This window comes from Peribacillus sp. NJ4, from assembly GCF_030348345.1.
In the GTDB taxonomy this organism is placed as follows: domain Bacteria; phylum Bacillota; class Bacilli; order Bacillales; family DSM-1321; genus Peribacillus.
Window position 1 is genome coordinate 3,526,558 of sequence record NZ_JAUCFQ010000001.1, and the last position, 14,277, is coordinate 3,540,834.

General features: G+C 35.8%; 16 protein-coding genes and 1 pseudogene. 3 read left to right on the plus strand and 14 right to left on the minus strand.

Going from position 1 to position 14,277, the window contains the following annotated elements:
- Positions 1 to 448: 448 nt before the first annotated feature.
- The gene (locus tag QUF94_RS17535; RefSeq protein ID WP_289316972.1) at positions 449 to 637 is read right to left on the minus strand and encodes a hypothetical protein; all 189 of its coding nucleotides are present in this window, start codon (positions 635 to 637) and stop codon (positions 449 to 451) included.
- A 459-nt stretch (positions 638 to 1,096) separates the two neighbouring features.
- Here QUF94_RS17535 and QUF94_RS17540 point away from each other — a divergent pair, with 459 nt between their 5' ends.
- The gene (locus QUF94_RS17540) at positions 1,097 to 1,933 is read left to right on the plus strand and encodes a DUF2935 domain-containing protein (protein WP_289316973.1); all 837 of its coding nucleotides are present in this window, start codon (positions 1,097 to 1,099) and stop codon (positions 1,931 to 1,933) included.
- A gap of 238 nt (positions 1,934 to 2,171) precedes the next feature.
- On the opposite strand, the gene QUF94_RS17545 is transcribed toward QUF94_RS17540, so the two are convergent.
- The gene (locus QUF94_RS17545; protein WP_289316974.1) at positions 2,172 to 2,510 is read right to left on the minus strand and encodes a hypothetical protein; all 339 of its coding nucleotides are present in this window, start codon (positions 2,508 to 2,510) and stop codon (positions 2,172 to 2,174) included.
- A 325-nt stretch (positions 2,511 to 2,835) separates the two neighbouring features.
- On the opposite strand from QUF94_RS17545, the gene QUF94_RS17550 reads away from it, so the two are divergent.
- Together QUF94_RS17550 and mscL are read left to right on the plus strand one after the other, a co-directional pair.
- Entirely contained in the window at positions 2,836 to 3,303 is a 468-nt protein-coding gene (locus QUF94_RS17550) for a DUF2306 domain-containing protein (protein ID WP_289316975.1), read from the plus strand.
- A gap of 606 nt (positions 3,304 to 3,909) precedes the next feature.
- Positions 3,910 to 4,326: a large conductance mechanosensitive channel protein MscL gene (mscL, locus tag QUF94_RS17555; protein ID WP_289316976.1), complete on the plus strand. Its 417-nt coding sequence runs from the start codon at positions 3,910 to 3,912 to the stop codon at positions 4,324 to 4,326.
- Between the two features lie 430 nt (positions 4,327 to 4,756).
- On the opposite strand, the pseudogene QUF94_RS17560 reads toward mscL, so the two are convergent.
- From QUF94_RS17560 to QUF94_RS17615, 12 genes and pseudogenes are all read right to left on the minus strand, one after another.
- Positions 4,757 to 4,957: pseudogene (locus QUF94_RS17560) on the minus strand (YjiH family protein); the annotation flags it as partial.
- A gap of 187 nt (positions 4,958 to 5,144) precedes the next feature.
- Positions 5,145 to 6,095, minus strand: a complete 951-nt coding sequence (locus tag QUF94_RS17565) for a sugar phosphate isomerase/epimerase family protein (RefSeq protein ID WP_289316977.1) — start codon at positions 6,093 to 6,095, stop codon at positions 5,145 to 5,147.
- An 18-nt stretch (positions 6,096 to 6,113) separates the two neighbouring features.
- A complete protein-coding gene (locus tag QUF94_RS17570; RefSeq protein WP_289316978.1) occupies positions 6,114 to 6,275 on the minus strand; it encodes a hypothetical protein in 162 nt (53 codons plus the stop codon).
- A 558-nt stretch (positions 6,276 to 6,833) separates the two neighbouring features.
- A complete protein-coding gene (locus tag QUF94_RS17575; RefSeq protein WP_057276213.1) occupies positions 6,834 to 7,154 on the minus strand; it encodes a DMT family transporter in 321 nt (106 codons plus the stop codon).
- A 33-nt stretch (positions 7,155 to 7,187) separates the two neighbouring features.
- Entirely contained in the window at positions 7,188 to 7,517 is a 330-nt protein-coding gene (locus tag QUF94_RS17580; RefSeq protein WP_289316979.1) for a DMT family transporter, read from the minus strand.
- 29 nt (positions 7,518 to 7,546) lie between these two features.
- A complete protein-coding gene (locus QUF94_RS17585; RefSeq protein WP_289316980.1) occupies positions 7,547 to 8,419 on the minus strand; it encodes a Cof-type HAD-IIB family hydrolase in 873 nt (290 codons plus the stop codon).
- 123 nt (positions 8,420 to 8,542) lie between these two features.
- The gene (locus tag QUF94_RS17590; protein ID WP_289316981.1) at positions 8,543 to 9,325 is read right to left on the minus strand and encodes a DeoR/GlpR family DNA-binding transcription regulator; all 783 of its coding nucleotides are present in this window, start codon (positions 9,323 to 9,325) and stop codon (positions 8,543 to 8,545) included.
- A 26-nt stretch (positions 9,326 to 9,351) separates the two neighbouring features.
- Positions 9,352 to 10,365 carry an ABC transporter ATP-binding protein gene (locus QUF94_RS17595; protein WP_289316982.1) on the minus strand — a complete coding sequence of 338 codons (1,014 nt, stop codon included), beginning with the start codon at positions 10,363 to 10,365 and terminating at the stop codon, positions 9,352 to 9,354.
- Between the two features lie 69 nt (positions 10,366 to 10,434).
- The gene (locus tag QUF94_RS17600; RefSeq protein ID WP_289316983.1) at positions 10,435 to 11,238 is read right to left on the minus strand and encodes an ABC transporter permease; all 804 of its coding nucleotides are present in this window, start codon (positions 11,236 to 11,238) and stop codon (positions 10,435 to 10,437) included.
- Complete coding sequence (locus tag QUF94_RS17605; RefSeq protein ID WP_289316984.1) at positions 11,235 to 12,089, minus strand: ABC transporter permease; 855 nt, start codon at positions 12,087 to 12,089, stop codon at positions 11,235 to 11,237. The genes QUF94_RS17600 and QUF94_RS17605 overlap by 4 nt, the downstream gene beginning before the upstream one ends.
- Before the next feature lie 116 nt (positions 12,090 to 12,205).
- Complete coding sequence (locus QUF94_RS17610; RefSeq protein WP_289316985.1) at positions 12,206 to 13,039, minus strand: alkaline phosphatase family protein; 834 nt, start codon at positions 13,037 to 13,039, stop codon at positions 12,206 to 12,208.
- Positions 13,029 to 14,141, minus strand: coding sequence for an ABC transporter substrate-binding protein (locus QUF94_RS17615; RefSeq protein WP_289316986.1), 1,113 nt, complete (start codon positions 14,139 to 14,141; stop codon positions 13,029 to 13,031). The genes QUF94_RS17610 and QUF94_RS17615 overlap by 11 nt, the downstream gene beginning before the upstream one ends.
- Positions 14,142 to 14,277: the final 136 nt, after the last annotated feature.

Here is a 14,277-nt window from a genome sequence, read left to right on the forward strand (position 1 = left end):
TGATTTAGTGACCCAGTAACTTAGTTCGGCTGTGGCCTCTTCCTTAAATCGGCCACAGCCGAAATAAAATAAAAAACTCATTTTGTCCCTTCCATATCAATTCAAAGATTATTTATTCTACTAGAGAAATTATTCTATTTTAACTATTCCACTAACATGTTTTCTTACATTTTGTTGTGAGTAAATATAGAGGTATTTGCTAAGAAGCATTGTATCTTCTATTCCAGTTTCACCTTGAATGACGGATTATGTGAGAAGCGATTATGCTTACCATAAAATTATTGCTTACCCTAAAGTAGAAACAGTTAAACGGTAATTCCCTTTGAAAAATAATTCTGGAGTATCTTTTGCATTTGCTCTTTATTTTCTGCAAATTGTTTGTGTCGATGGCCATTTCCTCCAGATGGGTTTAACCCAAGCTCATCTAACATTTGAACCAAATTTTTTCTCATAGTTCCTTCATAGCTTGAATTCTTTTTACTTCGTGTAGGATCTCTTCATCATCGTGTATATGGCCTTTTGCATTGATCACGGTAGTATAGGATTTCTTCATTTGATGTAAACCAGGAGTGATTCCAACAATCACCACTTTGGCTCGTTCATTTACATATTGGAAAGGTGCATAATAGATTTCCATTTTTTTCTTTCATCTCTTTCAAGCAAGAATGGCTCGCTCCGTATCATTTCATCTGTATGGGTAAAGAATTAATTAAGTCCTTATATTGAATGAATTTAGAAAAATTAGCTATCCCCATAAAATATCCCCTTTTTTCTTTATCGTATTTGCATCATATCAGAAAAGAATATTCACCAACTATCATATACAGTTTGGTATGAGCCCTTTAATTATCCATTAAGAATCTTTAAATAGTATCTGCTAAGATACAAGATTTTGGGTGACAGGCATGTTCATCATCTAGCCGGTACAAGTCCTTTAAGGATACTTGTTGAGCTCTTTCTTTTTTACTTAACTAACATAAGGCAATGATTTAATAAAACAAAATAGATTTATTTGTAACTTTATATGTAATCGAGTATACAATGGCCCACTTGTTAATAAGATTTTAAGGATGGTTTAATAAAGGGGGCTTTAGTTATGAGTGAGAACACACAGGAAGCTAATATGCGAAATAACTCTGCGATGTTTGTAGAACGTTCCTTAGATGAGATTCGTTTTTGGTCAAGAATAATGAAGGAACACTCGTTATTTCTAAGACTTGGTTTTAGATGTGAAGATACACAGCTAATTGAGGAAGCCAATCAGTTTTATCATTTATTTGAACGGATAGAACAGCAATCCCATTCATTTACAAATCAAACTGACCCAGAACAGATTAGAAGATTTAATGCGGAAGTGCAACAAGCTGCTACAGGCATATTTTTTTTCAAAAGGAAGGTATTGGGATTAATACTTACCTGTAAATTGCCTGGTGCAAACAATTTCCCACTTTTGGTCGACCATACAAGCCGGGAAGCCAATTATTTTAGAAAGCGATTAAAAGAATTAAATGAGGGTAAATTGAAACCACTTGAAGATGCTATCATCAAAGAAAATGTATTCTTTTTAAGGATAATGGCTGATCATGCAAAATTTATCGGACATCTCCTTGATCCATCGGAAAGAAAGCTTGTAGATATGGCACGAAACTTCAGCAATGATTTTGACCAATTAGTCTTTCAGGCTGTTGACTTAGAGTCCATGAAACCGCAATCTCAAACCGTCCCTCTTTTGGATCAATTTCTAGATCAGAATCGTGTTTCAGTAGTATCACTTCGCGACTTTAAGAAAACCGCCAGAGATTTAATCGAAGAATGCAAAATCAAGAGCATTATCCATCCACTATTGGCAGATCACGTTTTCCGTGAAGCCGAACGTTTCCTTGCAATTATCGATATGTTTGAATCCCATCTTACTGGTGAAACATACAATTAATTGAGTATGGAATATTGTTTTTTATTAAATTGCATTTATCGAATTTGGATATTCCAAACCAATTAGGCCCCTCTCGAATAAGAGAAGGGCTTTTACAATGTTTAGCAGTTAACATCTTAGGCAGCCACTAACTGCCTCCAACCATTCACAATACTCTTCTTGGTATTTCTGTAATCCACATTATAGGGGGCAATTTTTCACGGTTGTAATAATTCCCTGTTATGTCGGACTATACTTTTCATTTTAGGTACTTTTTAAGTTTATCTTTATCAGAAACATGAATCCATGGTAAATCTAGATTATCATCATTAATACCAGGTTGGATAACGCGGCTATATAAAAGGTCATAAATACAATCATTCATTAACTGGATATCATCGTCTGATATTTTCCGGTTATATGTTATTGTAGTGGCTCCTGTTTGAGTTATCCCTCCTATTAAACCCCGTTGTTTTAATGAACTTCCAATCACTTCTCGGATAGCCTCTAGACTAGTCAACGGGAATACTTCAAGGTGTTTAACAATCATTCTTAAAATATCCTCTTTAGATAAATCCTGTTCAATATTTTGTCGCAATTACTCCACCCCCATTTGTAAAAAACATTCTTCAAACGAACCGTAATTTCCTCCTTTATCCATAAAAAGAACGACATTCTGATGCCGCCCTCCTCTTTATTCTCAATGATATAAATAAAAAACCAGATTACTGGGACTTTCAGTCACAAATACAGCGCCTGGCCCCTTCTTGATTGCTTAATAGAAATTTCCGGAAAGAAGGATACTCGATTGTATAGAAACTCAACCTCTTCATAAGTGGTTTGATTTTTGCAGATTAAATTCATGGTAAATATTTGAATTGTGATAACATATAAATTAATAATCAATATTTACGAGGGGAAAGTTGCTTATCTTTAGGATCATTCTGTTCATTCATATTTTTGCTGGAGCAATCTGTCTTATTAGTGGAATAGGTGCTATGTCTTCAAAGAAAAAAAGAGGTAAGCATACAACCTTTGGTGAAATATATCATAGCGCGTACGTTGTTGTTTTTGTCACATCCCTGACAATGGCAATTTTGAATTGGGAAAGCAGTGCCTATTTATTTTTCATTGGGATATTCTCATATTCTTTCGCATTTATAGGCTATGTATCTGCTAAGAAGAAATGGAAAAACTGGATTGCATCTCATATAAGCGGGATGCTCGGTTCCTATATTGCTATTTGTACAGCAATTCTTGTAGTTAATGTATCCAATATAACTATCTTGAATGAATGGAATCCATTAATTTTTTGGTTTCTTCCAACCATAATAGGTTCTCCCCTAATATTTTTGGTTGGACTGAAATATAAAAAATTCAAATCAATTTAAGTGCAGTCAAAAAGCTACCCCAAAAGGACCAATTTGATCCTTTTGATTTTTATCGAATCTCAACAAAATAATTAACAAAGCACAAAACAAAAAAAGCCCTCTCGATTAAGAGAAGGGCTTTTAACAATGGAGGAGTACCACTTAGGGGGTAGTACAATAATATAATTATCGCCAATCAAATCCATTTATATTCATCCTCTTTGTTATGAAGTAAACAAATTAGTGAAAGCTGCTTTACCTTCATTCTAGACTGTGATGATTGCTGCCTTACTCTTTCCCCATCTACCTTCCATAACATTTTTCATTGAATTCACTTTTTGTTCTATTTGTAAAGCTTTAATTAGTGCTGATTTCTAGGACCATTAAATCCATCCATAATCTGCTTTAATTAGGGGCTTGTTACGTTTTTTGATGATAACTGGAGTTCTATCCCCTTTGATTGGACTGCTGTCTTTGCATTGTTGCATTGCTACATATTAAAGGATTCAAAAGATTAAACGGATGCTTGTTCCTATCTTTGGAAATAATAGATACCTCTTACTCTATTCAATTTTCACCATGTTTCTGATATGCTTTTATCAATTAAAAAAGAAAGGTGTAGTTATGATGATAAAGGAATTCAGGGAGTTAATAACTAAAGGAAACGTTCTCGATCTTGCTATAGCTGTAGTGATGGGTGCTGCGTTTGGGAAAATCGTTTCATCACTAGTCGAAAATATTATCACACCGCTAGTTGGAATTATATTAGGGGGGATCAATGTTTCTTCGTTAACCATTAAAGTTGGAAACGCAGTTCTTAAATACGGTATATTTGTTCAAGCTGTGATTGATTTCTTGATTATTTCGTTTGCGATTTTCATGTTTATGAAGATAGCGAATTCTATTATTAGAAAAAAACAAGCCAAAGAGGAAGAGGTAATAGAAGTGGTACCGGCAACTGAGCAGTATTTAAAGGAAATCCGTGACCTTTTACAAAAAAATTCAAGGCAGACGAAACATTATAAGTCCATACTGAATCAGTAAAAGTGTAGAAATAGTCAAAAATCACTTGTAGAATAAGATAAAGCCCCTCTCTTAATTGAAAGTGGCTGGTTTAATGCGTTAGTTATTAATGTCTTCTTGACCTACGTATCCGTTACTTCAACAAGACATGCGACTCTTATTAAAGAACCGTGTGTTGAAAGTCGTAAAGCAAAGTGACAGTAATGATGGCAATCAAAAGAGTCTCTCTATTAAGAAGGGAATACTGAAAGAACTAATGAAATGGCTGTTAAAATGACTAACGCCAGGAACCATACTTGAGGTAAAACTTAAAGATACCTAATAACAGGGTTGGAATGGAAAGCTCAATGGTTGAAAAGATTGTGACATTAGATATCCAGATCGTTCACCACTAAAGCCAAGTGACATTTGCATATTATCAAGTTCTGACATGCAGAGAAGACAGTATAACTGTTGTAATAGGCATTTCTACTACTAATAATGCAGGTAAGAACATTTCTGCTATCTCAATTGATACTGCTTTTGCTACAACCATTGGCTCAGGTATTTGAAGTAAGTACGAAAATGGATAGAATACATAGGCGATAATGTCAAAGACTGGTGTATAGTTCAAGTTCGCAATAATAAGTCCAATCAACCCAATAGAGAGCATAAGCTGGAACTGCTGCACTAATTTTAAACATATCACCTTTATATGAACAAATTTATACAACAATCAGCTATTTCGAAAAAATAACAATAGATTATGAGATAATTTAAGGCATCCTCTTCACTTTGTAAAAATGGGCAAGAGTAAGGCAATGAAGCTTTACTCTTGATCCCTGCTTTCTACATATTATTTATCGGCAATATTTTTCGCGTAAAGCAAGGGTATACTTAACCGATTGTTCTGTACCTTTTTCTTGATCTTCAATCATTTGTTCTAAAAGTTCTTTTGGAGGATAATAGTAATCCAATGGTTTAATGACACTTAAATCATAAGGAGGTTGTTCAACTTTGAAAGCTCCTTCTCCAACCGCAAAGACTCCGCCTGCACCAAGCTCTCTCTTAAAATTGATGGCATATGGAAAACACATTTCAACGTTGATTCTAGTTAGGGTAGATTTCTCAACCAGTATTTTAAAACATTCTTCTGTATCAATATTGCCTGTGCCTACTGGTACACCACATACCCTATAATCCTCGCCATCATGAATGATAATATGATCTTTAAAATGGGTTGTGACTGCATATGGTGCTAATTTTCTTACAGCTTCAACCGGATCTTCCCATGCCATCATTCCGTTGCCCACATCACAATGAGCCCTAACCCAAGGGCTGTTGACTTCCTTAATAATTTGAATAACCTCATCTGTTAACTCTTCCTCATGATTTTCCACAGCTAGTTTTATCCTGTATTTCTCTAATAATGGTACAATTTGTTTGATATCTCCTGGTGCTTTTTTCAATCTTTCCGGATCATACTCTCCTAAGCATGTATACGTGCGAATCACATCCGCTCCGATTCTATGTGCTGCGTCAATGACCTCTTTTAGATGTTCCGGATCGCTTCCATTTGTGTCTATTTCAGCGAAAAATCCATACTTTTGAATTTCTTTTCTTACTCTCTCTAAATACTCCGGTTCAAATGATTCTAAAGTGCCCCATCCTGGCAACCCTGGCCATGGAACAATATTGATCATGACTCCGTCTAATCCCAATTCAGCTGTTTTTCTGATAAAACCGAAAATATCCATTCGACCTGTAATAAACTGCAAGTGATAGCTTTCTGTTTCTAATCCAATTTTCATTTTTTTACCCACCTTTAATTAATTATTTATTTCTTTTGTTTCTAAATTTTGTTGATTTTCTTTTTTCTTGTTTACGATTTTAACTAAATAACTACTAATAATAAAACCTATGATCGCGAATGCAATCATTGTTAAAAAGACATGTCTGTAGCCTTCCATTCCTGGAGATCGATCTAACATGCTTCCATATAGAATAAATGCAAACATAGAAGGGGCATATCCTACTAAGCAGGCTATAGAAACTGCTGCACCACTTATTTCTCTCGGGATTCCTACTTCTTCAATAGGAGCAAAGAATACAGCTTTTTGAGTAATGATAATCGCACTGTAGGCGAAGAGGTTATACCAACATATACATTAAGAGTTTGATGAAGTAAGAGAATAAATATAATCATTCCGATGATCGATGCTGCAAAACCCCCCCTCAAATATTCAGATGGAGATTTGAACTTTTTATCAGCAAGAAATCGCCTATCGGTCCGCTTAACATACCATTTTGGTAATTTTGATGAGGTATACTAATCAATTTAAGCATACATGGAAGAATACAATTCTTTACCAATGGGGCCTAAATAGAATGACTCCCGTACCACACGGGAGTCATCTATTAGCTTCTTAAATTAAAGGTCTTTTTTTTATAGTCCTTTATCCAATCTTGAATAGTTTTCATATCTTCTCACCTCCATTGGTATCGTACCTTTTTTCTTTATCCACTTATTCCTATTTAAAACTCTGATTTTAATGTCCAGAAGTCATTTTGATACCTATGGCCCCTGCAATGATACACATTATAAATAGGTTTAATCTTAAACTTCTGGGTTCATTAAAAAAGATCATTCCTGCTAAAACACTTCCAACTGAGCCGATACTGGTCCAGATTGCATAAGCAGTTCCCACTGGAAGAGAAGTTAATGACAAGGATAGAAAATAAAAGCTTAAACTCCCCAAAAAAAGGCACGCTACAGAGGGGAGCAATTTTTTAAACCCGTCTGCACGTTTCAGGCTTATAACACTACCAATCTCGGCAAATCCGGCAATAATAAGAAAAAACCAAGCCATTGAATCATCCCCTATATAAATCAGTTCAATTCTTTAATGTTCAGGTAGTGCTGGATTGACTTTTATTCCAATTATACCCAATATCATTAAAGCCATAAAAAATACTTTCAGTGGATTAATGGTCTCACCCAAAAAAAGCATCCCAGTTACTACAGTTCCCACTGTTCCCAGTCCAGTGAAAATGGCGTAACCAGTTCCTAAGGGTATTGAATGTAAAGCTTTTGAAAGTAAAAAGAAACTAAAGATAATAATAACAACCGTTACTGTACTAGGTATAATTTTGGTGAATCCGTGTGAATATTTAAGACCGATCACCCAGACAATTTCCAAAAGTCCTGCCATTATGATATATATCCATGCCATTTTATCGCTCTCTCCTTTGGCATTGACACTTATTTTTGAACCACGAAGTTCTCCATATATCGATAAATCGCATAAGCTACCCCATTTTCATCATTTTTAAGGGTTGTCGTTGTACAAACAGTTTTTATGACATCTTTTGCATTTCCCATCGCTACGCTGTATCCAACTTTCTGGAACATGGATAAATCATTGTTGCTGTCCCCGATTGCCATAGCCTTATCTAATGAGCCATTCATCAAGAAAGCCAATTTTTCAAGGGCCATTCCTTTTGAAGCTCTTTTACTAGTAATTTCAATGTTATGATCAGCAGATGAAACAACCATCAACTCATCAAACTTTTTGAATTGGTTCCAGGCTTCCTCTAATTTCTTTTCATCAAAAGAACATGCTAAAATGTTATAAAATTCTTCCTCCTTTTTTAAGATATCATGATAGTTTTCAACTAAAACATATCCAAACTGGTCAAATTGCCTTTCCGCTATTTCAACTAATTCTTTCATATCTGGATTCAAATCTGCGCTTTTCAAACTTTTAATCTCATTATGGAAATGTTCTCTTCCCTTTTTAAGAGTATAAATGGCCTTATCAGTAAACACTTCGTAATAATAATTCCGTTCATCTAACCATTGGAGAATAGATTCGACACGATCTTTAGTTATCGTAATAGAAGAAATGCACTTTGCGCTTTTTGAATGAATGGTTGCGCCATTTGTCCCGATTATAAATGGGGAAATCCCCGCTTTTTCACATATTGTTTGAACGTCAAAATATGCCCGTCCTGTTGAAATAACTACTTCAAAGCCTCTATTTTGGGCATATTGAATCGCCTTTATATTTTCTTCACTAATTTCATTCTGATCGTTTAATAATGTTCCGTCTAAATCTATCGCAATGAAACTCATGCTATATAGCTCCTTTTCTCATTCTATCTATTAATTTCTTTCTAGCTTTTTACCAGCTATCAATAAAAATACAATCAAAAAAGAGAGTATCCCCTCTTCCATCTCGATATATCCTTTTATGGGCTATGCTTGAATCCAATTGACTTCCCCTAATTTTGAATCATTTCTCCATTCCTCTGGAAATGGTTTCTCGCAGACAATCACATCTACTTTTTCTAGAGGACAAACTTTACAAAAGGTGTCGACACCAATTTTAGAGTAATCCGTTAGCAATATAACTTGCTTTGATACCTCGACCATCTTGCGTGAAACTAATGTTTCACGTAAATGATAATTACTAACACCACTTTGAATGGAAACACCACCAGCTGAAATGAACGCTTTATCAATATTAAATTGATTTAACATTTGTTCAGTGAGACCCCCGCATATAGATTGATGCTTAGGATCAATTTGTCCTCCTAGTAATAGAATTTGTCCTGTAAACTTATTTTGATTGAGCAATTCGGTTAACACGGACGACACAGGAAGAGAATTGGTTAAAATCGTAATGTCTTTTTTATTTTCAATACACTGGGCAAATTCAAGCATGGTTGTCCCTACATCAATGGCAATCACATCTCCGTTGGAAATGAGTTCTACTGCTTTTTTCCCAACCTTGATTTTCGCTTCTTGATTCACCGTTGTACGCTGTGTAAATGGAGGCTCCTCAAATTCAAAGACTGTTTTAATCGCTCCACCGTAAACCCTCTTTAACAGTCCTTTTTCCTCTAATATCATCAAATCGCGTCGAATCGTTTCCTCTGAAACATTAAATTGATCAACTAATTCGATAACTTTTACTTTTCCCATTTTGTTAAGTTCTTTTAAAATTTCATTCTTTCTTTCTTCAGGTAAAACAGTCATATTTCTCCCCCTCGATCATTAAGAAATTATAAAATAATGCATTCTTTCTTCGGTACAAGAATATGAACTCGTGCTCCTTGCTCAAACATTTCCCCACGGTGGTGAAGATAGTCTACATGAAAAGCGGACTCCTCTGTTTCTACTTCATATCTTAAAACATTCCCTGCCATGGAAACATCTTTAATAAACCCATTAATTTCCCAGTTCCCTTGTAAGTCCAAGCTGTCCTCACCAACAGAAACTAATTGTAAAACTTCTGGACGAATGGCGACTTCATTCCCTTTTAATTCTGTGGTGCGAACAAGTTTACGGAAAACTTCCATATTACAGACATTATAATTCCCGATAAATTTTGCAACAAATGTATTGACTGGAGAAGTATAAATTTCTGATGGAGAACCGGATTGTACAACTTGTCCTTTATTCATGACAAAAATTCGATCAGACATCGTCATTGCTTCTTCCTGATCATGTGTAACAAAAATAGTTGTAATATCTAATTCTTTCTGTATTCTCTTTAATTCTTTTTGCAGACTTTTTCTAATTTTAGCATCCAATGCGCTTAACGGCTCATCCAGAAGCAGTACTTTCGGCTCCATGACAAGCGCACGGGCAAGAGCAACCCTCTGCTGTTGTCCACCAGATAATTGATGAGGATAAGACTCTTCTTTTCCTATTAAATCAACCATATCAATCATATTTTTCACTTTGGACTTAATATTTTTTACCTTCTTCATTTTAAGGCCGTACGCGATATTATCAAAAACGTTCATATTCGGGAAAAGCGCATAAGACTGAAACACCATACCGACTTCACGCTGACGCGGTGATAAATCAGTAATATCTTTTCCATCAATTAAGATTCTTCCTACATCAACATCTTCAAGTCCCGCAATGGAACGTAATAATGTACTTTTTCCGCACCCGCTTTGGCCAAGAAGTGTAGCAAATTCACCTTTTTTTAATGTTAATGAAATATTATTTAAAACGACTTGATTTTCATATCCCTTAGTAACTTGGTCGATGGTTACATAGCTCATTAGTTTTCACCTTCTAAAGTAGTATTTTTATGACGGTATTTTTCTTAAAAAAATGAAGGAATTCGCTTCTTATTTTGACACCACAGGATTTTTTTTGTTTCTAAACGTAAGCTTTAATACAGTCCCCGTTAAAAGTAAAATCATTGAATAATAAGTAATAACAATTGCACTTGTTAAGTGACCACTGCTGTTTAGTTTGTCGGATAGATAAATTTGAAGGGTTTCAAATCGGCCCCCGACAAGCAAATTGGCAAAAGCAAACTCACTAAATAAAAGAGAGACTGATAATAAGGTAGACACTAAAATTCCAGATATAATATTTGGAAACACCACTGTACGAAACGCATTGAATTTTGTGGCACCGAGTAATTCAGCTGCATCAACAAGTTGTACTGCATTAAGCGTACGAAGGCTGTTACGAATTCCTTGATACATAAATGGTAGAATGGTTATGAAATAAGCACCAATTAAAATCCAAGGTGTTCCGGCAATTTGAATCGGTCCAGCAGAATATAGCTTGATTAACCCAACAGCTCCAACAATGGGAGGAACTCCATAAGGAAGCATGGCTGCGGCTTGGAGCAATCCTTCCCATTTACTGAAATATACCGTGATAATAAAAATTGTCGGAAGCATAATAACAACACTAAGACCTACTGACATGACAATTAAAAACAGCGTTCGTCGAAAAGCATCATAAAACCGTTCATCTTGAAACAATTCAATATACCATTTCATTGTATAACTCTCAGGTAAAATGGTATGATCCCATTTACCAGCGATCGAGAATAAAAGTGTTCCTACAAGCGGAATTAATAAATATATAACTAGTAATCCAACAAACAATTTATGAAAAGTCAATGAAGACTTCATCGTAAATCCCTCCTAACGCTACGCATCATTCGTTCATTGAACCACATCGCCCCTATCATGGTCGTTGCTAGAAGAACTCCCAAAGCACTACCTAGCTGCGGCTTTAATGCAACGTCACTAGCAACTAGAGAAGCAATTTGCAATGACAATATGTTATAGTTGCTGCCGACCAATGCATAGGCTGTAGCGTAGGCTCCCATCGCATTAGCAAACAAAATACTGAATGTACCTACAATACTAGGTAAAAGAACTGGAACCCCTATTCGAAGCCAAAATGAAAATGTTGACCCTCCTAATAATGAAGAGGCTTCTTTCCATTGTTGCTTAATTCCTTGATAAGACGGGTAAATGAGCATAACGGCAAGCGGAATTTGAAAATAAATATAAACAAGAATGAGGCCTGTCCAGGAATATAAATTAAAATCTGCAAACAGGTCCCAACCAATCTTGGCAAAAAGCAACGTAAACAACCCATTGTTTCCAAGTAATATAATATATGAAAATGAAAGGGGAATCCCTTCAAAGTTCGACGTCATATTGGTAATCATCAGTAGTCTGTTTTGTATTTTTTGAGAGAACTTTGTAAACGAATAGGCTGCAATGACTGCTACAATCACAGAAGTTATAGCAGAAAATAAGGAAATGACAAGGCTATTTTTAATGGCTTGTAAGTAAAATTCACTTTTAAATATGGTTAAGTATTGATTAATCGTAACTTGAATTCCATCATCTGCATAAAAACTATTTTTAATCATTGCCACTAATGGTCCTATTTCAAATCCAATCACAAACATAATAAATGGCAGTAAAAGAGCTAATAAGTAAACTTTTTGTTTTTTTATTTTTCGCAAGACTTCTCGCTCCTCTATGTTCTCTAACAATTTGGGAATTGGGCTAACAGTACATTCGTTAAACCAATTCCAGTCAATCTTCATTCTTCATTTTAATGTTGAATAGTGTATCTTTTTTAAAGGGTAACTTTTCCTTTCAGACCTGGAAATTGATATGAAATCATTTTATCGGACGGCTCAATATTTAATAGTTCACAAACGAGAGGTGCAAAAGCTAATTGCGGAACCACTTCACCATAAACGCCAGGCTCAACTTTTGGACTAATGATAAAGAGCGGTACATCACGTTCACCATCAGTTATGCCGCCATGGTTGCCATATTCACTCATGCCATGATCCGATGTAATTAATATGTGGTAACCTTCTTTGATCCAAATTGGCAAAAGTTGTGCCAACAAGCTTCCCATTTTTAGGATTTGCTCACGATATTCTTTTGATTCCGAGCCAAAAATTTCTCCTTTTACATCTACACCGAGCGGATGAATATATAAAAAGTGAGGGTCATACTTTCTGCGTAAAGCTTCTGCATCCATTAACACATGACTATCTGGATAGTCATCGTCCCAATAAAATTTTCCGTATTGAATAGGATTGGATGTATCTTCTTGCTCACGGTCTTCAATAAAATGGAATGGCGCACGATTATAAAGTTCGCTTACCCAGTAATAGGATACTGTTCCGTTTCTTAACCCGTTTTCTTTCGTAAGATGAAAGAGACTTTTCTCCGTAGATAAACGCACGGCTTGATTGGACGTAATCCCGTTCATTGAAGCCGGCGTACCTGTTAACAACACTTCATATAATGGACGGGAAAGACTTGGAAGCTCCGACTTAACTTTGTAAAGTGACGCTTGATTCGTTTCAACTAAATGCTGAATAAATCCCAGCGCTTCGCATGCTTTATCGTATCTCATACCATCAACAACAATTGCTATTACTTTATTTGACATGGACTAACACCTCTTCTTGCCAAATCTGCGGTAAATTTTTAGCCGTTTCTTCCCAAGCTTTGTAATCTTCAATTGGTTTTGCATTTTTGTACTGTTCTTCTGGAACCATTTTTTCAGCTACTTCTTTCGGAAGTTCTACATCGCGAATTGGACGGGCAAATCCTTTAGCTAAATTAATTTGTCCTTCATCGCTTAAGATATATTCTCTAGTTGCCATCGCCGCATGCGGATGCTTTGCAAATTTGTTAATAATAGTTGCGTAGCCGCTTACGACTGAACCTTCAGTTGGAATGGTGACTTCAAATTGATCGCGGTTAATTTGGTCAGCGTAACCAAGAGCATTGAAATCCCAAACAAGGGCAACTTCCACTTCCCCTTTTTCGATGTTAGCCGGCTTGGCATCAGTTAAGCTAAGGCGGCCTTGCTTGGCAAGCTTAGCAAAAAAGTCAATTCCTGGTTGGAGATTTGTTTCATCACCGCCGTTAGCGATAGCGGCAGCAAGTACGGCCATTTGATTCTGTGTACCACGCTGAACATCTCCAACAGTTACTTTATAATCCCCTTTTAATATGTCATCCCAAGATTTAGGCGGGTTATCTACTAATTCTTTATTAGTAAAGAATGCAATCGTTCCTTGGTAGCCAACAACCCAATCTCCATTGTCATCTTTTGCCCACTCAGGTACCTCGTCCCAATAGGAAGTTTTATATGGCATCGTTAATTTTTTTTGTTCCGCGATTGGCCCAAAGGAAATCCCTACATCGCCGATATCAGCTGTTGCACTCTCTCCTTCAGATTCCATTTTGGCAATCTCTTCGGCACTGGACAAATCTGTATCATTGTGTTTCAATGTATATTTTTTCATCACTTCATTCCAAGTTTCTCCCCAGTTAGCCCATGAATCAGGCATACCGACACTATTAATAGTCCCCTCTTCTTTTGCCTTTGTTTCAATTTCTTTCAGGGTTAACGAACTTGGATCCTTAACCACTGGAGCAGCCTCCTCATTAGTAGCTCCACAAGCAGCTAATCCCAGTACACTCACTCCTAACATCACAGCTTGAATAGACTTGTAACAATTCTTCTTGAATGTGCGATTCATAAAAAGTGCCTCCATTTAGTGTGGAATCTTTAATGTTTATTACTGTTTGTTACGGTTTAATCATAATCTGAAAACATTAATTCCACATAAACCAAATATTAAGATTTTGTAAATCAGCTCTTTATTTCTCCAACTC

What these genes read in the sequence shown, in the direction of transcription:
- QUF94_RS17600 (WP_289316983.1), bottom strand. Translation starts at nt 11,238, where the DNA reads ATGAAGTCTTCATTGACTTTTCATAAATTGTTTGTTGGATTACTAGTT.
- QUF94_RS17585 (WP_289316980.1), bottom strand. Translation starts at nt 8,419, where the DNA reads ATGAGTTTCATTGCGATAGATTTAGACGGAACATTATTAAACGATCAG.
- QUF94_RS17575 (WP_057276213.1), bottom strand. Translation starts at nt 7,154, where the DNA reads ATGGCTTGGTTTTTTCTTATTATTGCCGGATTTGCCGAGATTGGTAGT.
- QUF94_RS17610 (WP_289316985.1), bottom strand. Translation starts at nt 13,039, where the DNA reads ATGTCAAATAAAGTAATAGCAATTGTTGTTGATGGTATGAGATACGAT.
- QUF94_RS17615 (WP_289316986.1), bottom strand. Translation starts at nt 14,141, where the DNA reads ATGAATCGCACATTCAAGAAGAATTGTTACAAGTCTATTCAAGCTGTG.
- QUF94_RS17580 (WP_289316979.1), bottom strand. Translation starts at nt 7,517, where the DNA reads ATGGCATGGATATATATCATAATGGCAGGACTTTTGGAAATTGTCTGG.
- QUF94_RS17540 (WP_289316973.1), top strand. Translation starts at nt 1,097, where the DNA reads ATGAGTGAGAACACACAGGAAGCTAATATGCGAAATAACTCTGCGATG.
- QUF94_RS17535 (WP_289316972.1), bottom strand. Translation starts at nt 637, where the DNA reads ATGGAAATCTATTATGCACCTTTCCAATATGTAAATGAACGAGCCAAA.
- QUF94_RS17565 (WP_289316977.1), bottom strand. Translation starts at nt 6,095, where the DNA reads ATGAAAATTGGATTAGAAACAGAAAGCTATCACTTGCAGTTTATTACA.
- mscL (WP_289316976.1), top strand. Translation starts at nt 3,910, where the DNA reads ATGATAAAGGAATTCAGGGAGTTAATAACTAAAGGAAACGTTCTCGAT.
- QUF94_RS17570 (WP_289316978.1), bottom strand. Translation starts at nt 6,275, where the DNA reads ATGTTAGATCGATCTCCAGGAATGGAAGGCTACAGACATGTCTTTTTA.
- QUF94_RS17590 (WP_289316981.1), bottom strand. Translation starts at nt 9,325, where the DNA reads ATGACTGTTTTACCTGAAGAAAGAAAGAATGAAATTTTAAAAGAACTT.
- QUF94_RS17595 (WP_289316982.1), bottom strand. Translation starts at nt 10,365, where the DNA reads ATGAGCTATGTAACCATCGACCAAGTTACTAAGGGATATGAAAATCAA.